The sequence below is a fragment of the Alphaproteobacteria bacterium genome (assembly GCA_020638555.1).
In the GTDB taxonomy this organism is placed as follows: Bacteria; Pseudomonadota; Alphaproteobacteria; order Bin95; family Bin95; genus JACKII01.
The window spans coordinates 95,838-114,156 of sequence record JACKII010000001.1; the positions used below are offsets into that span (position 1 = coordinate 95,838).

Here is an 18,319-nt window from a genome sequence, read left to right on the forward strand (position 1 = left end):
CAAGCGCCATGGCGAGCGAACCCCAACCGATGCAGCCGTTCCGCGGTCTGCGCGTCGTCGACCTGAGCCAGGGTCTGGCCGGCCCGTTCTGCGCCATGCTGCTGGGCCATTACGGCGCCGACGTGGTCAAGGTGGAGCCGCCGGAAGGCGACTGGTCGCGCACGCTCGGCGCCGGCCAGGGCGACCGCACCGCCGCCTTCGCCACCTGCAACCGCGGCAAGCGCGCCATCACCGTCGACCTGAAACAGGCGGAGGGCCGCGCGGTGATCCTGCGGCTCGCCCAAGGCTCTGACGTGTTCCTGGAGAGCAACCGCCAGGGCGTGGCCGACCGGCTCGGCATCGGCTACGAGGCCATCCGGGCGGTGGCGCCGGACGTGGTCTATGGCTCGATCACCGGCTTCGGCCAGGCCGGCCCCTATGCGGACCGACCCGCCACCGACGCCATTCTCCAGGCCTTCACCGGCCTGATGAGCCGCAACCGCGGCCCCGACGGCGAGCCCAGGCGCATCGGCTTTCCGGTGCCGGACTACACCACCGGCCTGATGGCCTATCAGAACGTCTCGACCGCGCTCTATGCCAAGGCGGTGGGGCAGGGCGGGCGGCATCTGGACATCAGCCTGATGCGCTCGATGCTGTTCTACCAGCAGCACGGCCTGGTGCAGGAGGCGGTCGAGCCCGGCTCGTCGCGGGCGCCGGTGACGCAGACGCCGCTGCCGCCGACCGGCACCTTCCAGACCGCGGACGGCCCGATCAACATCTCCATCGTGCGCGAGAAATTCTTCCAGGCGCTCTGCCGCGTGCTGGATCGGCCGGCGCTGGCCGAAGACCCGCGCTTCGCCACGCTCGCCGCCCGACGCGAGCACGACGCCCTGCTGCACACCCTGATCGCCGACGCCATGGCCGGCCGCGGCCGCGACGAACTCTGCGCGGCGCTGTCCGCCGCCGACGTGCCGCACGCACCGGTGCACGACTATGCGAGCGTGGTGCGCGACGCCCATGTGGAGGCGACCGGCACCCTCGCCTGGCTGGAGGATCCGGGCCTGGGGCCGCTGCCGCTGGTGAACCTGCCCGGCACCGCGCCGCTCGTCCCCGGCGACCCGCGCGGCACCGCCCCCGACAAGGGCGAGCACACGGACGCGGTGCTGGCCGAATGCGGCTACGACGCCAGCGCCATCAGGGCGCTGCGGGCCGCAAACGCCGTCGCCTGAGGCCGTCCGGAGAAAGACCGCCCGACGGTTGAATGTTCCCCGGACTGAATGTTCCCCGGACGGTGCGGAGCACCGATCCGGGGCCGGTCGCATCCTGCGAACACAGGTGGAAGCAGTGTTCGATTGCCGACGCCGATCCCGACCCACCGCTTCGCGGCGGCCGGGAAACGACCGACCCGCCGCCCGCCGCTCAGCCCGCCGCGGCGACCGCGCGCCGGGTCATCACCCCGATCAGGTGCGCCCGGTAGTCCGCGTCGGCGTGCAGGTCGCTGTTCAGGTCGGCCGCGGCCACCGCGCCGTCCGCCACCGCGTCGGCGGCGAAATTCGCCGCCAGCGCCTCCTCATAGGCCGGCACCCGGAACACGCCGCCGCTGCCCGCACCGGTCACCGCCACGCGCACGCCGCCCGCGGTCTTGGCGACGAACACGCCGACCATGGCATAGCGGCTCGCCGGGTTCGGGAACTTGACGTAAGCCGCTTTCTCCGGCTGCGGGAAGCGCACGGCGGTGATGATCTCGCCCGGCTGCAACGCGGTCTCGAACAGGCCGGTGAAGAAGTCGTCCGCCGCGATCTCGCGCCGGTCGGTCACCACCGTGGCGCCGAGCCCCAGCACCGCCGCCGGATAATCCGCCGCCGGGTCGTTGTTCGCGACCGAGCCGCCGATGGTGCCGCGATTGCGCACCGCCTGGTCGCCGATGCCGCCGGCCAGCGCCGCCAGTGCCGGGATGTTGCCCTTGATCTCGGCGGAGGCGGCCACCGCCGCGTGCCGGGTCATGGCGCCGACGACCACGTCGCGGCCCTCCAGGCGAATGCCCTGCAATTCGGCGATGCCGCCAAGGTCCACCAGATCGCTGGGGCTGGCGAGGCGCTGTTTCAGCGTCGGCAACAGGGTCTGGCCACCGGCCAGAAAGGCGCCGTCCTCCGCGCCGGAGAGCGCGGCGGCGGCATCGGCGAGGCTCGCCGGTTTCACATAGTTGAATGCATACATGATCGTGTCCTCTGCCTGCCTCAGGCCTTCGCCGCCTGGATCGCGCGCCACACCTTGCGCGGCGTCGCCGGCATGTCGATATGGGCGATGCCATAGTCGCCGAGCGCGTCGACGATGGCGTTGATCACCGCCGGCGGCGAGCCGATGGCCCCGGCCTCGCCGCAGCCCTTCACGCCCAGCGAGTTGTGGGTGCAGGCGGTGATCTGGTGGTCCACCGTGAACGACGGCACGTCGTCGGCCCGCGGCATGGCATAGTCGTTGTAGCTGGCGGTGAGCAACTGGCCGGTCTCGTCATAGACCGCCTGTTCCAGCAGCGCCTGGCCGATGCCCTGGACCAGACCGCCATGCACCTGGCCCTCGACGATCATCGGATTGATGACATTGCCGAAATCGTCGGAGGCGTGCAGCGAGCAGACCTCGACCACGCCGGTCTCCGGGTCGATCTCGACCTCGCAGACATAGCTGCCGGCGGGGTAGGTGAAGTTGGCCGGGTCGTAAAACGCCGTCTCCTCCAGCCCTGGCTCCAGCTCGTCGAACGGGAAGTTGTGCGGCACATAGGCGGTGAGCGCCACGGTGCCGAAGTCGATTTCCTTGTCGGTGCCGGCCACCTTGAACTGGCCGCCCTCGAAGACGACGTCGTCGGCCGAGGCCTCCATCAGATGGGCCGCGATCTTCTTGCCCTTGGCGACGATCTTGTCCACCGCCTTGACGATGGCCTCGCCGCCGACCGCCAGCGAGCGCGAGCCATAGGTGCCCATGCCGAAGGGAATGCGCGCCGTGTCGCCGTGGACGATGTCGATATTGTCGATCGGCTGGCCCAGCTTGTCCGCCACCACCTGGGCAAACGTGGTCTCGTGGCCCTGGCCGTGGCTGTGCGAGCCGGTCAGCACCGAGATCGAGCCGGTCGGGTTCACCCGGATCGTCGCCGCCTCATAGAGGCCGGCGCGGGCGCCCAGCGAGCCGACCACGGCGCTCGGGGCGATGCCGCAGGCCTCGATATAGCAGGAAAGGCCGATGCCGCGCAGCTTGCCGCGCGCCTTGGCCTCCGCCTTGCGCCCGGCAAAGCCGGCATAGTCACTGGCGCTGAGGGCGGCCGCCAGCGTCGCCTCGTAATTGCCGGTGTCGTAGACCAGCGCGACGGGGGTCTGGTAGGGGAATTCGTCCGGCTGGATGAAGTTGCGCCGGCGGATGTCCGCCTGGTCCAAGCCCATCTCGCGCGCGGCCTTGTCGATGATCCGCTCCAGCAGATAGGTCGCCTCCGGCCGGCCGGCGCCGCGATAGGCGTCCACCGGCACGGTGTTGGTGAACACCGCCTTCACATTGGCATAGATCAGCGGCGTCTTGTACTGGCCCGCCAGCAGGGTCGCGTGCAGATAGGTCGGCACGCAGGGCGCAAACGTCGACAGATAGGCGCCCATATTCGCCAGCGTCTCGGTCGAGAGCGCCAGGAATTTGCCGTCCGCATCCAGCGCCAGCTTGGCGACGGTGACGTGGTCGCGGCCGTGCGCGTCCGAGATGAAGGCCTCGGTCCGGTCGCTGGTCCATTTCACCGGCCGGCCGATCAGCTTGGCCGCCACCGTGACGATGGCCTCCTCGGCATAATGATAGATCTTGGAGCCGAAGCCGCCGCCCACATCGGGCGCATAGACGCGCAGCTTGTGCTCCGGGATCGACAGCACGAAGGCGCCCATCAACAGCCGGATCACGTGCGGGTTCTGGCTGGTGGTGTAGAGCGTGTGGTCGCCGTTCGAGGTGTCGTAGTCGCCGATGGCCGAGCGCGGCTCCATCGCGTTCGGCGAAACGCGGTTGTTGCTGAATTCCAGCGTGGTGACGTGCGCCGCACCGGCCATGGCCGCCTCGATCTGCGCCTTGTCGCCCAGGGCCCAGTCGAAGCAGAGATTGTTCGCGGCCTCGTCATGCACCGCTGAAGCCGGGCTGGCGATCGCCTGGCGCATGTCGACATTGGCCGGCAGCTCGCCATAGTCAACCAGCACCGCGTCCGCCGCATCGCGCGCCTCGGCACGGGAGTTGGCGATGACCACGGCCACGGGGTCGCCCACATGGCGCACCTTGCCCTCGGCCAGGATCGGGTGTTTCGGCTCGACCATCGGGTCGCCGTTCTGGCTGTTCACCAGCCAGCCGCAGGGCAGGCCGCCGAACGCCTCGAAGTCGGCCGCGGTCAGCACCCGCACCACGCCGGGCATGCCCGCCGCCTCGGCGGTGTCGATGCCGTTGACGGTGGCGTGGGCATAGGGGCTGCGCACGATGGCGGCATAGGTCTGGCGCGGCAGGACGATGTCGTCCACATACTTGCCGCGGCCCTTGATGAAGCGGAAATCCTCGCGCCGCAGCACGCGGGCGCCGATACCGGAAACGCTGTCGTTCATATCCGTATCCTCCTCGTCGCGCCCGCTAGCCGCGCATGCCGGCGGCACCCTGGGCGACCGCCTTGACGATGTTGTGATAGCCGGTGCAGCGGCAGATATTGCCCTCCAGCCCCTTGCGGATTTCCGCCTCGCTCGGATTGGGGTTGCGCCGGGCCAGGTCGACCGCGCTCATGATCATGCCCGGCGTGCAGAAGCCGCATTGCAGGCCGTGATTGTCGCGGAAGGCCGCCTGCATCGGGTGCAGGTCGTCGCCGGCCGACAGGCCCTCGATCGTGGTCACGTCGGCGCCGTCCGCCTGCACCGCCAGCATGGTGCAGGACTTGGCGGCCTCGCCGTTCACATGCACGACGCAGGCGCCGCACTGGCTGGTGTCGCAACCGACATGGGTGCCGGTCAGCGCCAGGTGCTCGCGGATGAAGTCCACCAGCAGCGTGCGGCCATCGACCTCCGCCGACACCGCCTGACCGTTCACGGTCATGGAAACTGTGGGCATGTCTTCCCTCTTTTCGTTGAAGCCTCGCCGCGACAGCCGTCGTCCCCAACGGGCCGCCGGCGCCGCAGAATTGTCGCAGCCCCATTCTCGCGGATTTGCCTCCCCGCGCAAGAGGCGAGGCAAAGCAACGGCCTATCGCCGGATTCCGCCTTCCACCCTTGGTTGAAATCTGCGATTGTGTTCCGATAGATACGATTGGGGAGGACCGAGCATGCTGGCAAAAACCCTGGGTCTGGGCCTCGCCCTGCTGCTGACCGCCGGCACCGCGCTCGCCGCCGGCGCCCTCGCCGCGGATTGCCCCGACCTGCAGCCGGCCAAGCTGGTCCCGTCAGACCCGGCCCGCTGCGCCGCCCTGCGCCCCATCGTCGGCCATCCCGGCGCCCTGCCGCTCAACGAGTACGAGGCCAACCTTCAGGAATTCTTCGGAAATTTCTGCCACCGCGACACGGCGGCCGGCTGGGTGCGCGACAAGCGGGTGCGCGACACCGGCCCCTATACCAACCGGTTCGTCGATGGCGAATGGGTCGGACAATACTACGGCACCCACCAGCCAGTGGTGATCTGGTATTCGCCCGACTTCCATGCCTGGCTGAAGGCCAACCGGCCGCTGGAGGGCTCCGGCCGGGCACCGGCGAACACGCCCATCCCCGAGGGCGCCATGATCGTCAAGGAGATGATGACCGCGCCCGCCGCCCGCTGTGCCGCGGAGGACCCGCTGCAATTGCTGCCATCCTCCGGCGCCGCCTTCATGGTGCGCGACAGCCAGGCCAGCCAGGACGGCTGGTATTGGGGCTGGTTCGGCTGGACCACCGACAATATCGACTGGCCGCCGCGCCCTTCGAACGGCCTGCCCTATCAGGGCTTCGGCCAGTATTGCATGAACTGCCACGCCTCGGCGGCCGACAATCTGACCTTCGCCGCCCTGAACAACATCCAGGGCGAGCCGGGCGAGCCGCTCGCCTTTCTCAGCCAGGATTACGCGCTCGACCCGACGCCGCCGATCACGCATCACCGCGAGATCACCCTGCCGAAAGGCCCCGCCCCGCGCCTCGGCGACCCGTTGCTGGCCTATAACGGCGCCTTCGCCGACACGTTCGGCCGGACCGTCCCGAACCCGCCCAGCTGGGAGTCGGTGAGCAAATTCCCGTCCGCCAGCTATGACGTGGTCTGGGTGAAGAAGGGCCAGAGCGACGTCGCCGGGCTGGAGAGCCAGTACGTCACCTCCGACCAGTGCGTCGGCTGCCACGACGCCGGCGGCACCGGCCTGCAATTCGACATGACCAAGCCGCTGCCGGTGAGCCAGGCGCACGGGTATATGCTGGAGAATCTCTCGCCCTACGGCACCTGGCGCTCCTCTCCCATGGGGCTGGCGGGCCGCGATCCGATCTTCTTTGCCCAGCTCGCCAGCGAGGTGCAGACCTTCCACCCCGCCACGAAGGCCAACCCCGAAACGCCGGCGCTGGTAGAAAACACCTGCCTCGGCTGCCACGGCATTCTGGGCCAGCGCCAGTTCGAGCTCGACACCGTGCTGGCCCGCGGCGACCCCACCGACCAGAGCGCCTGCGGCGACTTCACGAGGGCGATGGTGGCCGCCGTGCCCTATCCGCCCGGCAATCCGGGCGCCAAACACGCCGACTATGGCGCACTGGCCCGCGACGGCATTTCGTGTGCCGCCTGCCACCACGCGGTGCTCGACCCCAAGGTGGTGGCCAAGGTGCAGGACCAGCCGCAGAACACCTGCGTCAAGGCAAGGCAGGACTTCCTGAACAAGGACCTGTCCGGCTTCGCCCGCACCTTCACCGGCAGCTTCTTCGTCGGCCCGCCGGACGAACTTTACGGCCCGTTCCCGAAGCCGAAGCCGAAACCGATGCAGCATGCGCTCGGCATCACGCCGCACCATGACAGCGGCTTCGCCTCGTCGGAGCTTTGCGGCACCTGCCACACCGTGCACCTGCCGGTGTTTTACCGGGGCCGGACCCTCCGCCAGGTCTACGAGCAGACCACCTATCCGGAATGGCTGTTCAGCGCCTTCCGCACCGACGCCCAACCCACCACCGGCCTGTCCTACAAGGCAGGGGCCAGCCCCCAGAGTTGCGGCGGCTGCCACATGAAAACCCAGGGCGCCGACGGCAAGCCCTTCGTCTCCAAAATCGCCGGCATTCAGGAGCACTCGAACTTTCCCGCCGCCGAAAACGCGCTCGGCGCTGAGGATATCGACCTGGAGCCGCGCTCCGGCTTTGCCCGGCACACGCTCGTCGGCCTGAACGTGTTCCTGGTGAACATGGCGCAGCAATTCCCGGACGTGTTCGGCATCGCCACCGCCGACCCGATGCTGACCTCCAAGGGCCTGCCCTCGCTGTTGCGCACCGAGCAGGCCATGCTCGACCAGGCGACGCACGCGGTCGCCGGCATCGCCGTGGTGGCGAGCGCGGTCAGGGACGGCACGCTCACCGCCACGGTCGCGGTCAACAACAAGGTCGGCCACAAATTCCCGTCCGGCGTCGGTTTCCGCCGCGCCTTCATCGAGTTCCGGGTGCTGGACCGCCTCGGCCGGACGCTCTGGGCCAGCGGCCGCACCAACGGCGCGGGCGTGATCGTCGACGACCAGGGCCGGCCCATCGCCGGCGAGCTCTGGTGGGCCGACGATTGCAGCGCCCGCCTCTCGCCCGGCCAGCCGCAATTCCAGCCGCACTACCAGCGGGTCACGCGCCAGGATCAGGCCCAGATCTATCAGGAACTGGTGACCTCCCCGGCTCCGGTCGAGAATCCGCAATGCGGCAAGGATCCGACGCCCGGCGGCGACCTGACCACCAGTTTTCTCTCCATCTGCGCCAATGTGAAGGACAACCGGCTGCTGCCGGATGGCTTCCTGCCGCTGGCAGAGCGCATCGACCTGGCGAAATCCATCGGCGCCGGCGCCGACCTGGCGGAGGAGGCGGGGCCGCACCATGTGGGCGACGACCCGCACTACCGGCCGGGCAAGGCCAGCGGCGGCGACGCCCTCGACTATGTCATCCCGCTGGCCGATCTTCCGGGCGAGCCGGTGGCGGTGCAGGCCATTTTGCACTATCAGGCGACGCCACCCTTCTATCTCCAGGACCGGTTCTGCACCGCCAAGGGGCCGGACCGCGACCGGCTCTACTTCCTGGCCGGCCACCTGAACCTGGACGGCTCGGCCATGCAGGACTGGCGCTTTGAGATCGTCTCCAGCGGCGTGCGGCCCATCGGCCAGTAGGCCCGGCCCACAAACCGTCTGGACTCAATTCGTCATTTCGCGTAATGACGAATTATGAAGTCCGACACCCTCGATCCCGCCGCCGAGCGGCTTGCCGCCCTCGGCCATCCGGCCCGCCTCGCCGCCTTTCGCCTGCTGGCGCGGCGGGCGCCGCAGGGCGTGCCCGCGTCCGAGATCGCGGCCGCCCTGGACATCGGCGCCAGCACGCTCTCCGCCCATCTGGACCTGCTGGTCCGCGCTGGCCTGATCGGCCGCACTCGGCACGGCCGCTTCATCCACTACACGCTCGACCCGGCCGGCACCGGCGATCTGCTCGCCTATCTGCTGGACGACTGCTGCCGCGGCCGGCCGGACATCGCCGGGCTCGCCCAGGCCACCAATACCGCCCCGCCGTCGGAGGCCGCCATGCCCGCAACCGGCTTCCCCCACCCCGGTTTCACCGTGTTGTTCGTCTGCACCGGCAATTCCGCCCGCTCGCTGTTTGCCGAGGCGATTTTGCGTCAGGACGGCGGCGGCCGCTTCCGGGCCTATTCCGCCGGTACCCGCGCCTTTTCGGAACCGCACCCAAGGGCGCTGGCGGTGCTGAAGGCCAACGGCTATGCCACCGACGGCCTGACCTCGAAAAATGTCTCGGTGTTTCAGGGCGCGGACGCGCCGCGGTTCGACTTCGTTTTCACCGTCTGCGACCGCTCCGCCAACGAGGATTGCCCGCCCTGGCCGGGCCAACCGATTTCCGCCCACTGGGGCGTGCCCGATCCGGTGGCGGTGCAGGGCAAGGAGGCCGAGCAGGCCCAGGCCTTCAACGAGGCGTTCGGCATGCTGCGCCAGCGCATCCACACCTTCATCGCCCTGCCCATGGCCTCGGTCGGCCGCCTGTCGCTGCAACGCTTCGTCGACGACATCGGCCGCGACCGGCCGCTGCCCACCCCCTACGCCTGACACCGGAAGAAGAACCGCGCGCCATGCCCCGCATCGCCATCAACGGCCTCGGCCGCATGGGCAAGCTCCTGCTGCGCCGCCTGGCGGACCAGGGCTTGGCCAACCGCATCGTCCTGGTCAACGACAAGGCCGGCGACCCCGCCACCCACGCCCATCTGCTGGAATTCGACAGCGTGCATGGCCGCTGGCCCGCCCCGGGCGGCGCTCCCATCGGCCATGACGAGACCCACCTGCACCTTGCCGGCCACCGCATCCGCTGCACCGCCGCCACCACCATCGCGGCGCTGCCGCTGGCGGACCTGGGCGTCGATCTGGTCATCGACTGCACCGGCAGTTTCAAGACGGTCGCCAGGGTCCGGCCCTATTACGAGGCCGGCGTGCGCAAGGTCGTGGTCTCGGCGCCAATCAAGGAGGAGCCGGCGCTGAACCTGGTCTACGGCGTCAACCACGACCGCTACGACCCGGCCCGGCACGATCTGGTGACGGCGGCCAGTTGCACCACGAACTGCCTCGCCCCGGTGGTCAAGGTGCTGCACGAGGCGATCGGCATCCGCCACGGCTCGATCACCACGGTGCACGACGTCACCAACACCCAGACCCTGGTCGACCGACCGCACAAGGACCTGCGCCGCGCCCGCTCGGCGCTGACCTCGCTGGTGCCGACCACCACCGGGTCTGCCACCGCCATCACCCTGATCTATCCCGAACTGAAGGGCCGCCTGAACGGCCACGCCATCCGCGTGCCGCTGCTGAATGCCTCGCTCACCGACTGCGTGTTCGAGATGGAACGCGCCACGTCCGCCGAGGAAATCAACGCCCTGTTTGCCGCCGCCGCGGCGGGACCGCTCGCCGGCATTCTGGGCTACGAGACCCGGCCGCTGGTGAGCCAGGACTATGTCAACGACCCGCGCTCGGCCGTGATCGACGCGCCCAGCACCATGGTGGTGAACGGCACCCAGGCCAAACTCTATGCCTGGTACGACAACGAGTGGGGCTATGTCTGCCGCCTCGCCGACGTGACCCGCCTGGTGGCCGACGGGATGTGAATGCAACCGCCCCGCCCCACCATCCCCCGCGCCATCCCGAGTAGCCGCGAAGCGGCGTATCGAGGGGCGCCGCGCACCCGGAGCACCCCCGAAGCGAGGCCCCCTCGATACGGGCCTTCGGCCCTACTCGGGATGAAGCGCAAGCCTGAGGGATCAGCAGGACCCTAATCGCATGACCGACACCTCCCGCACCGCTCCCAACCGCAAAGACACGGACCGCCGCAACGCGCTTGCCGCCTACATGGCGGTGACCGCGGCCTATTGGGCGTTCATGCTGACCGACGGCGCGCTGCGCATGCTGGTGCTGCTGCACTTCCACACGCTCGGCTTTTCGCCGGTTCAGCTCGCCTATCTGTTTCTGCTCTACGAGGTCATGGGCGTCGTCACCAACCTGTCCGCCGGCTGGATCGCCGCGCGCTTCGGCCTGACGACGACGCTCTATGCGGGCCTCGGCTGCCAGATCGCGGCCCTGGTCGCGCTTGCGCAACTGGACCCGACCTGGCCGCTGGCCACCTCCGTGGTCTTCGTCATGGCGGTGCAGGGCGTCTCCGGCGTCGCCAAGGACCTGGCCAAGATGAGCGCCAAGAGCGCCGTGAAGGTGCTAGTGCCCGCCGACGACAACGGCGCGCTGTTCCGCTGGGTCGCAGCCCTCACCGGCTCCAAGAATGCGGTCAAGGGGCTGGGCTTCCTGCTGGGCGCGGCCCTGCTGGCGCTCTGGGGCTTTCAGGCCTCGGTGATCGGCATGGCGGCGGTGCTGGCCCTGATCTTCGCCGCCGTCGTCCTGTTCATGCCGGCCGGGCTGCCGCGGGGAAAGAAAACGGTGAAATTCACGGAGGTGTTCTCCAAGAACGCCGCCGTCAACCGCCTGTCGGCGGCGCGCCTGTTCCTGTTCGGCGCGCGTGACGTCTGGTTCGTGGTCGGCATCCCGATCTATTTCTACGGCGTGCTGTCGGACGGGTCCGCGGCCGGCGACCGTGCCGCGTTCTTTGCCGTCGGCGGTTTCATGGCCGCCTGGATCATCGGCTATGGTGTCATCCAGGGCTTTGCGCCGAAACTGCTGCGCGCCCGCGAGCATTCGGTGGCCGATGCGGTCGCGATGGCGCGGTTCTGGGTCGGCGTGCTGCTGCTGATCCCGGCGGCGCTGGCCGCGCTGACGCTCGTCGCCGGCGACAGCACCACAGACGGGCTGACGGCGGTGCTGGTGCTGGGCCTGTTGGCGTTCGGCGCCGTGTTCGCGCTGAATTCCTCGCTGCACTCCTACCTGATCCTGGCCTTCACCCAGGCCGACCGGGTGACGATGGATGTGGGCTTCTACTACATGTCCAACGCCGCCGGTCGCCTGGTCGGCACGCTGCTTTCCGGCCTCAGCTATCAGGCGGGCGGGCTGCCGGCGTGTCTGGCCACCGCGGCGGCCATGGCAACGGCAAGCTGGTGGTGCGCCCGCCGGCTGGAGCGGGGGGTTGCGGCCTGAGGGTATACCCCGGAGGTGGCGGAGCCGCCATCCGGGGAACAAGGGCGCTCCGCACCGTCCGGGGAACACGCTCTCAAGAAGCCGTAATCACACCAGCGAGTTGTCGACGCAGGCGTCGAACGGCACGTCGTTCCGGATCAAGCCGGAGGTCAGCATCGCCCGCTTCAGCCAGCCCACGCCTTCCTCCGGCAGGGCGCCGGTCGGGTTGTAGAGCTTGTGGCGCAGATAGCGCGCCACCGCCGCCTCCAGCAGTTCCGCCGGCTCATCCGGGAAGTATTTTTGCAGCGTCGGCACCGCCGCGCCGGCACCCTCGGCATAGAGTTGCTGCACCGCGCGGCGGCAGGCCGCGGCCATGGCGCGGAAATCGTCCCGCCGCCGTTCCAGCGTCGCCCGTGTGGTGTAGAAACAGGTATAGGCCGCCGGCCCCCGGTCCGCCGCGGTGTAGATCACCCGCGCCCCCGGCTGGCGCGCGGCCCGCTCGGCAAAGGGCTGGAAGGCCATGAAGGCGTCGACCCCGCCCGCCGCCAAAGCCGCCTCGTTCTGGCCCATGGTCCGGCCCTCGACCACGGCGATGTCGGCCACGGCGACGCCGGCATCGGCCAGGTCCTGGCGCAGGCACACCCAGGGCGTCGGCACCTCGCTGACGACGGCGAGGCGCTTGCCGGTCAGGTCGGCCAGGGCGAAGGCCTCGCCGAACCCTTTGCCCACCAGAAAGAACGGGTCGCGACCCACCACCTCGCCGAAACAGACCAGGCCGCAATCCGGCTGCCGGTCCAGCGTGCGCATCACCCTGAGCGGCCCGCCCCAGCAGAGATCCACCTCGCCCGAGAGCAGGCGCGGCAGGGTATCGCCCGGGTCCGGCGACTCGACGAAACGCACGTCCGCGCCGGCATCGGCGAAATAGCCCCGGTCCACGGCCATGTAGAACGGCGCATAGAACACGGCGCGCAGGTTTTCGAGCAGGGTGATGGGTTCGGGCATGGTTGGACTTCCGCTTGATAGGGAGAACGGCTCTCCCGGTTCATGCCTTCATCCCGAGTGGGGCCGGAGGCCCGTATCGAGGGACGTTTGTTACCGCATCCGCTGCGCTCCCTCGATACGCCGCGCTTCGCCCGGCAACTCGGGATGAAGTCTTTGGTGCGTTTGCGCTTCTCACGCAAACGCCTGCATGATCCGGGCCCAGTCGGCGATGGCGTCTTCCTGGCCCGGCACCAGTTGCACGGTGAACTGGCGGTAGCCGGCGGCGCGCAGCGCCTCGATATCCGCCTTGATCTCCGCCTCGGTGCCGGTGAACGAGGTGTAGCGGATCAGATCGGCGGTCGCGAACCGCCGCTCTTCCAGGCGGACGAACATCAAATGGCCCTTGTGGGTGACCAGATAGCGGTCCGGCTCCTCCGGGTCGAAGCTGGCGGCGGCCTGCACATACCGGTCGCGCAGTTCGGCGAGCCAGTCCGGCAGTTTCTGGGTATTCGGCAGGCCCATCACCGCCTCGTCGACGGCACGGTGCAACTGCACCATCGCCCGCGGCCCCGCCTGGGCGATGGCCCGCGGCGAGTCCGCCGGCTCGTCCTCGTCCAGCACGCAGCCGAGCGCGAAATGGGCCGCGTAAAGCTCGCTCGCCGCATGGCCGGCCTCGGCCCAGGCGGCCTGCATGTCCGCCAGTTGCGCGCCCGCGGGCTCCGGCCCGTTGGTGAAGGTCATCCAGTCCGCCTTCAGCTTCGCCGTCAGCCGCCGTCCTTTCGGCCCCATGGCCGAGAGGGTGAGCCGGACCGGGTCGTCGATATTGATGCACCCCGCCTCGGGGTTGAGGAATTTGATGCGCGCCGGCTTGCCCTCGAACGTGGTCTCCACCTTCTCGCCCGCCAGCAGGCCGTAGACGACGCGGATATACTCCGCCATGTCCGCCAGCTTCATGGCGCCGAAGCCCATGGCGCGCCGGCCGGTGAAGCCGGTACCGACGCCGAAATCGATCCGCCCCGGCGCCAGCTGGTTCAGGGTCGCGAACGCGTTGGCGGTCACCGCCGGAATCCGGTTCGACGGGATCAGCACGCCGGTGCCGAGCCGGATCCGGTCCGTGTTCACCGCCGCCGCCCCCATGGCGACGAAGCAGTCGGCCGACAGCATCTGCGTGTCATAAAACCAGGCATGGCTGAAGCCCAGCTCCTCCGCCCGCTTCACCAACTTCCACGAGTCCGCTGTCGTGGCCAGCGCTATGCCGAAATCCATGGCTTGGAGTCCTCTCTCAAAGTCCCGGCCGGCCCGGTTCAGCCGGCAATCGTCACCTGGACCACGCCCAGGTCCGGATATTCGCTGCGGATCGTGTCGCCCGGCTGGATTTCCAGCGCCCCGGTGCACGACCCCGTGGTGACCCAGACGCCCGCCGGCAGCGCCCGGCCCAGCCGCGCCTCCCGGTTCGCCAGCGCCGCCGCCACCGCCAGCGGATTGCCGCCCATGGTCTTGGCGCTGCTGCCCTCGGCATGCACCTTGCCGTTGCGGTACTGCGTGACCTTCAGGTTGGCGAGGTCCAGTTCGCGCCAGTTCTCGCGCCATTCGCCCAGCACCATGCCCGCATGGCCGTTCGCATCCGCCTGGTAGAGCAGCGCGGTTTCCGGCCCGCCGGGATTGGTCACCCGCCGCCAGACCAGTTCGATCCCCGGCGCCAGCGCGTCGATATAGGCCGAGATGGAGAGCGGCGTGTGCGGCGCGCTTTCCGGCAGCACTGGGAAGCCGAAGCGCAGCACGAACTCGCTCTCGACCAGCAGCGGCTGCCCGGGCGCCCGCACCGTCGCCGGCGAGATCCGCGTCCATTCCGAGGCCAACGGTGCGCAGCCGGTATCCGCCATGCCCTCCGGCGGCGGCCCCGCCTTCCAGCCGCCGGCATGGCGCGCGGCGAGGCGGAACACCTCGTTCTGCACCGCCACGACCGCGGCTTCGTCGGCGGGAAAATCGGCGGGGTCGATGGCGATGGCAGCGCCGCTCAGTTCGGCGAGACGGAGACGTTCGGCGAGAGACGACATGCGCGGGGTCCTTCCGGCGGATCGAGGGAACGGGGCATCGGGCGGATCCTCGTTATGCTTGGTTGGCCCCATCCTGGCACGCCCCATCCTGGCACGCCAGCGCGCCGGTCACGGCACGTGATCGGCCAGCCATTGCTGCACCATGCGCGCGATCAGGTCGCTGTTCCGGTCCATCATCGGAAAATGCGAGTTGCCGGCAATACCCATTTGCGGCAGGTCCCACTCGGCCCAGTCGCCGCCGGCCGCGGCCACGCGCTGTCCGTAAGCGGCGACCGCACCGCGGAAAATCGCCCAGCGCTCATGGCCCTCGAAATGGTCGCCCCACAGAACGAGGTGCTTCGTGCCCGCCGCGGCGAGCGCCCGCAATCGGGCCTCGGTGGCGTCCGCCGGGCCGGAGGGCTCCAGGCTCACCACCGCCCGGACCTTCGCCGGGTTGTTCACCGCCGCCTGGAAGGAAAACGCGCCGGACTGGCTGTGGCTGACGATCACGCACGGACCGACCCGCTCGACCAGTTCGTCATAGGCTTTCTGCGTGATCGCATCGTGGCCGGCCCAGCGGGCCACCACCTGCTTCTGGTACTGGTCCGTCGCGTCTGCCGGCCATTCGCTGTCGGCGAAATAGGTGCGCTGCTCGTGTTCCACGTGAAACCCGTCGAGCGGGCCGAAGCGGAACATGCGCCAGGCATCCTGCTGCGAGCGGAAGATCGGCTCGCCCTCGAACACTTCGGGAGACTTCGCCCAACTGGCCCGGCCGCGCTCGACCGCGTCGGAGCAATAGACGTCGAAGCCGGCCTCCAGGAAGCGCTGCTGCCAGCCGGGCCGCCCGTCCGGCGTGTCCTCCCAGGTGACGCCGGTCTGGCCGCCACCGTGCCATAGCAGCACCGGATAGGGGTAGGAGGGGGCCGCCAGCAGCGTGTACTGCACGTACATCTGCTCGACCGCGAACCGGCCGTTCGGGTCGATTTCGATCTCCGGGCCGCTCTTGGTGATCCGCGCCCGGCGCACCGGCAGGCCGGAAAGCTCGACCATGCGGCCGCCGAGATGAAAGCCGCCGATGGCGCGGACGGAGAAACTCATGGGGTCAGCTTCCTTAGCCTGCATTGCGTTTCACCCCGAGTAGCCGGCAGTGCCGGCGGATCGAGGGGCACGGCCTTTGCAAGACCGATCCCTCGATACGCGCCTTCGGCACCACTCGGGATGAAGGGACTGCGGGATACGGTCATGCTCCCGCCCCCCGCATCGCCCGCCACACCGCTTCCGGCGTCGCCGGCATGTCGATGTGCTGGACCCCCAGCGGCGCCAGCGCGTCCAGCAGGGCGTTGATCACCGTCGGCGGTGCGCCGGTCGCGCCCGCCTCGCCGCAGCCCTTGACGCCCAGCGGGTTGGCGACGGTCGGCGTTTCCACCGGCACGAAGTCGAAATCCGGCAGGTCGCTGGCGCGCGGCAGGTGGTAGTCCATGTAGGAGCCGGTCAGCAACTGGCCGTCCTCGGCGAACACCACCCGCTCGAACAGCGCCTGGCCGATGCCCTGGGCTACGCCGCCATGCACCTGGCCCGCCAGCAACAGCGGGTTCAGCGCCCGGCCGAAATCGTGCACCATGGTATAGGCTTCCAGCGCGAAGCCGCCGGTCTCCTTGTCCACCTCCACCTCGGCGATGTGGACGCCATAGGGGAAGGTGTGGTTTTCGGGCACGAAGCGGTCGAATCCGCCCAGGCCCGGTTCCTCGCCCGGCGGCAGGTTGGCCGGATCGTCGGCCAGTGCGGCCAGCTCCGGCAGCGACAGGCGCAGGTCGGTGCCCGCCACCGAGACCATGCCGTCGGCAAAGGCGATGTCCGCTTCCGCCGCCTCGAATTTCTGCGCGGCGATGCGTCTGGCCTTGGCAATCACCTTGTCCGCCGCGCGCGCGATGGCGCCGCCGCCCATGGGGATCGACCAGGAGCCGCCGGTGCCGGTGCCGGTTTCGACCTCGTCGGTGTCGCCCTGGATCACCACCACCTTGTGCGGGTCCGTGCCCAGCCATTCGTTCACCACCTGGGCATAGGCGGTGCGGTGCGCCTGGCCGTTGCTCTGGCTGCCGATCCGCACCTCGACCCGGCCGTCGGCGCACACATCGACCCGGGCCGCCTCGCTCAGCGCCGGGCCGCCGCCGCAGCGCTCGATATAGAGGCAGACGCCCAGGCCGCGCAGACGCCCCTCCGCCTGGCTGGCGGCGCGGCGGGCGGCAAAACCGTCCCAGTCCACCCGCTGCTTCGCCTGCTCCAACAGGGCGCCGAAATCGGCGCTTTCATAGGTGAGCCCGGTCGGCGTCGTGTAGGGGAAGGCGTCGGGCGCCAGCGCGATGCGGGCGCGATAGGCGATCGGGTCCTCGCCCAGGTCGCGGGCGGCGCGGTCCACCAGCCGCTCGATCAGATAGGTGATCTCCGGCCGGCCGGCGCCACGATAGGCATCCACCGGCGCGGTGTTGGTGAAGGTGCCCGTGACGCGGATATAGACGGCCGGGATGCGATAGGCGTTCGGCGCCATGTGCATGTTGGTCGGCGACACCGCGGCGCCGTTGGCGTTGTAGGCGCCCAGATTGGCATAGGTCCGCACCCGGAAGCCCAGCGGCTCGCCGGCGGCGTCGAGGGCCAGTTCGCCGGTGGTGACATTGTCCCGGCCGCCGGTGTCGGACAGAAACGCCTCGTCCCGGTCGCTCACCCATTTCACCGGCCGGCCGAGCGCGCGGGCGGAAAACAGCACCAGGCAGTTTTCCGGATAGAGCCCGTTCTTGCCGCCGAAGCCGCCGCCGACATCGCCGACCAGCACCCGCACGGCCTCGCGCGGCACGCGGAACACGGTGTCGGCCACCTGCTCCTTCAACCTGTGCGGCATCTGCGTGGTGGCGTGCAGGATGAGGCGCCCGTCCTCATACCGGCCGAGCGCGCCCCGCGTCTCCGCCGCATTCAGGATCACCCGGTTGTTGATCACGTCGAGCCGAACCACCCGCGCCGCCCGCGCGAACCCGGCCTCGGTCGCCGCGGCATCGCCCAGTTCGAACTCGAACGAGCGATTGGCCGGCGCATCGTCCCAGAGCTGTGGCGCCTCGGCGGCAATCGCCCCTTTCGCGTCCGTGACCACGGCAAGCGGGTTGTAGTCGACCAGGATGGCCTCGGCGGCGTCGCGCGCCTGCTCGCGCGTCTCGGCGACGACGAAGGCGACCGGCTCGCCGGCATAGCGCACCCGGCCCCGGGCCAGCACCGGCTGGCCGTGATGGCGGTAGTCGGTGCCGTCGACCAGTTTCGGGAACGCCAATGTCGGAATATCGCCCAGCGCCTGCACGTCGTCGGCAGTGTAGACCGCCAGCACCCCCGGCATGGCGGCCGCCGCAGCGGTGTCGGCGCCGCGAATCGCGGCGTGCGCGTGCGGGCTGCGCAGCACATAGCCATGGGCCAGGCCCGGAAAGCCCAGATCGTCCAGAAACCGGCCCTGGCCGATCAAAAGCGCCGGGTCTTCCAGCCGCAAAAGCGGTTGCGACAGGCCAAACTGTGCCATCGG

At 69.5% G+C, this 18,319-nt stretch carries 13 protein-coding genes; 5 read left to right on the top strand and 8 right to left on the bottom strand.

All coding sequences use genetic code 11. The features are described 5' to 3' along the window. Nucleotides 1-8 precede the first annotated feature (8 nt). Entirely contained in the window at nucleotides 9-1,208 is a 1,200-nt protein-coding gene (locus tag H6844_00455) for a CoA transferase (GenBank protein MCB9927875.1), read from the top strand. A gap of 190 nt (nucleotides 1,209-1,398) precedes the next feature. On the opposite strand, the gene H6844_00460 is transcribed toward H6844_00455, so the two are convergent. The 3 genes from H6844_00460 to H6844_00470 are packed head-to-tail and all read right to left on the bottom strand — an operon-like array spanning nucleotide 1,399 to nucleotide 5,076. Beyond that, nucleotides 1,399-2,196, bottom strand: a complete 798-nt coding sequence (locus H6844_00460; GenBank protein MCB9927876.1) for a xanthine dehydrogenase family protein subunit M — start codon at nucleotides 2,194-2,196, stop codon at nucleotides 1,399-1,401. 20 nt (nucleotides 2,197-2,216) lie between these two features. Then, nucleotides 2,217-4,583, bottom strand: coding sequence for a xanthine dehydrogenase family protein molybdopterin-binding subunit (locus tag H6844_00465; GenBank protein ID MCB9927877.1), 2,367 nt, complete (start codon nucleotides 4,581-4,583; stop codon nucleotides 2,217-2,219). A 25-nt stretch (nucleotides 4,584-4,608) separates the two neighbouring features. Continuing rightward, nucleotides 4,609-5,076 (bottom strand): (2Fe-2S)-binding protein, encoded by a 468-nt coding sequence (locus tag H6844_00470; protein MCB9927878.1) that lies wholly within the window; start codon nucleotides 5,074-5,076, stop codon nucleotides 4,609-4,611. A 211-nt stretch (nucleotides 5,077-5,287) separates the two neighbouring features. On the opposite strand from H6844_00470, the gene H6844_00475 reads away from it, so the two are divergent. The 4 genes from H6844_00475 (at nucleotide 5,288) to arsJ (ending at nucleotide 11,767) form a co-directional block, all read left to right on the top strand. After that, nucleotides 5,288-8,311, top strand: coding sequence for a cytochrome P460 family protein (locus H6844_00475; protein ID MCB9927879.1), 3,024 nt, complete (start codon nucleotides 5,288-5,290; stop codon nucleotides 8,309-8,311). A 54-nt stretch (nucleotides 8,312-8,365) separates the two neighbouring features. After that, nucleotides 8,366-9,250, top strand: a complete 885-nt coding sequence (locus H6844_00480) for a metalloregulator ArsR/SmtB family transcription factor (protein MCB9927880.1) — start codon at nucleotides 8,366-8,368, stop codon at nucleotides 9,248-9,250. A 23-nt stretch (nucleotides 9,251-9,273) separates the two neighbouring features. Further along, nucleotides 9,274-10,296, top strand: coding sequence for an ArsJ-associated glyceraldehyde-3-phosphate dehydrogenase (locus H6844_00485; GenBank protein MCB9927881.1), 1,023 nt, complete (start codon nucleotides 9,274-9,276; stop codon nucleotides 10,294-10,296). A 172-nt stretch (nucleotides 10,297-10,468) separates the two neighbouring features. Then, nucleotides 10,469-11,767, top strand: coding sequence for an organoarsenical effux MFS transporter ArsJ (arsJ, locus tag H6844_00490; GenBank protein ID MCB9927882.1), 1,299 nt, complete (start codon nucleotides 10,469-10,471; stop codon nucleotides 11,765-11,767). An 87-nt stretch (nucleotides 11,768-11,854) separates the two neighbouring features. On the opposite strand, the gene H6844_00495 is transcribed toward arsJ, so the two are convergent. The 5 genes from H6844_00495 to H6844_00515 form a co-directional block, all read right to left on the bottom strand. Continuing rightward, nucleotides 11,855-12,748: an ABC transporter substrate-binding protein gene (locus H6844_00495; protein ID MCB9927883.1), complete on the bottom strand. Its 894-nt coding sequence runs from the start codon at nucleotides 12,746-12,748 to the stop codon at nucleotides 11,855-11,857. A gap of 171 nt (nucleotides 12,749-12,919) precedes the next feature. Beyond that, the gene (locus tag H6844_00500) at nucleotides 12,920-13,993 is read right to left on the bottom strand and encodes an LLM class flavin-dependent oxidoreductase (GenBank protein MCB9927884.1); all 1,074 of its coding nucleotides are present in this window, start codon (nucleotides 13,991-13,993) and stop codon (nucleotides 12,920-12,922) included. A gap of 38 nt (nucleotides 13,994-14,031) precedes the next feature. Then, nucleotides 14,032-14,784, bottom strand: coding sequence for a hypothetical protein (locus H6844_00505; GenBank protein MCB9927885.1), 753 nt, complete (start codon nucleotides 14,782-14,784; stop codon nucleotides 14,032-14,034). Nucleotides 14,785-14,892: 108 nt separating this feature from the next. Then, nucleotides 14,893-15,861: an esterase gene (locus H6844_00510; protein MCB9927886.1), complete on the bottom strand. Its 969-nt coding sequence runs from the start codon at nucleotides 15,859-15,861 to the stop codon at nucleotides 14,893-14,895. Between the two features lie 142 nt (nucleotides 15,862-16,003). Next, nucleotides 16,004-18,316, bottom strand: a complete 2,313-nt coding sequence (locus H6844_00515) for a xanthine dehydrogenase family protein molybdopterin-binding subunit (GenBank protein ID MCB9927887.1) — start codon at nucleotides 18,314-18,316, stop codon at nucleotides 16,004-16,006. Between the last annotated feature and the right edge of the window lie 3 nt (nucleotides 18,317-18,319).

Coding starts and splice junctions, on each gene's coding strand:
- H6844_00460 (MCB9927876.1), bottom strand. CDS start 2,196: ATGTATGCATTCAACTATGTGAAACCGGCGAGCCTCGCCGATGCCGCC.
- arsJ (MCB9927882.1), top strand. CDS start 10,469: ATGACCGACACCTCCCGCACCGCTCCCAACCGCAAAGACACGGACCGC.
- H6844_00455 (MCB9927875.1), top strand. CDS start 9: ATGGCGAGCGAACCCCAACCGATGCAGCCGTTCCGCGGTCTGCGCGTC.
- H6844_00505 (MCB9927885.1), bottom strand. CDS start 14,784: ATGTCGTCTCTCGCCGAACGTCTCCGTCTCGCCGAACTGAGCGGCGCT.
- H6844_00480 (MCB9927880.1), top strand. CDS start 8,366: ATGAAGTCCGACACCCTCGATCCCGCCGCCGAGCGGCTTGCCGCCCTC.
- H6844_00500 (MCB9927884.1), bottom strand. CDS start 13,993: ATGGATTTCGGCATAGCGCTGGCCACGACAGCGGACTCGTGGAAGTTG.
- H6844_00470 (MCB9927878.1), bottom strand. CDS start 5,076: ATGCCCACAGTTTCCATGACCGTGAACGGTCAGGCGGTGTCGGCGGAG.
- H6844_00465 (MCB9927877.1), bottom strand. CDS start 4,583: ATGAACGACAGCGTTTCCGGTATCGGCGCCCGCGTGCTGCGGCGCGAG.
- H6844_00475 (MCB9927879.1), top strand. CDS start 5,288: ATGCTGGCAAAAACCCTGGGTCTGGGCCTCGCCCTGCTGCTGACCGCC.
- H6844_00485 (MCB9927881.1), top strand. CDS start 9,274: ATGCCCCGCATCGCCATCAACGGCCTCGGCCGCATGGGCAAGCTCCTG.
- H6844_00495 (MCB9927883.1), bottom strand. CDS start 12,748: ATGCCCGAACCCATCACCCTGCTCGAAAACCTGCGCGCCGTGTTCTAT.
- H6844_00510 (MCB9927886.1), bottom strand. CDS start 15,861: ATGAGTTTCTCCGTCCGCGCCATCGGCGGCTTTCATCTCGGCGGCCGC.
- H6844_00515 (MCB9927887.1), bottom strand. CDS start 18,316: ATGGCACAGTTTGGCCTGTCGCAACCGCTTTTGCGGCTGGAAGACCCG.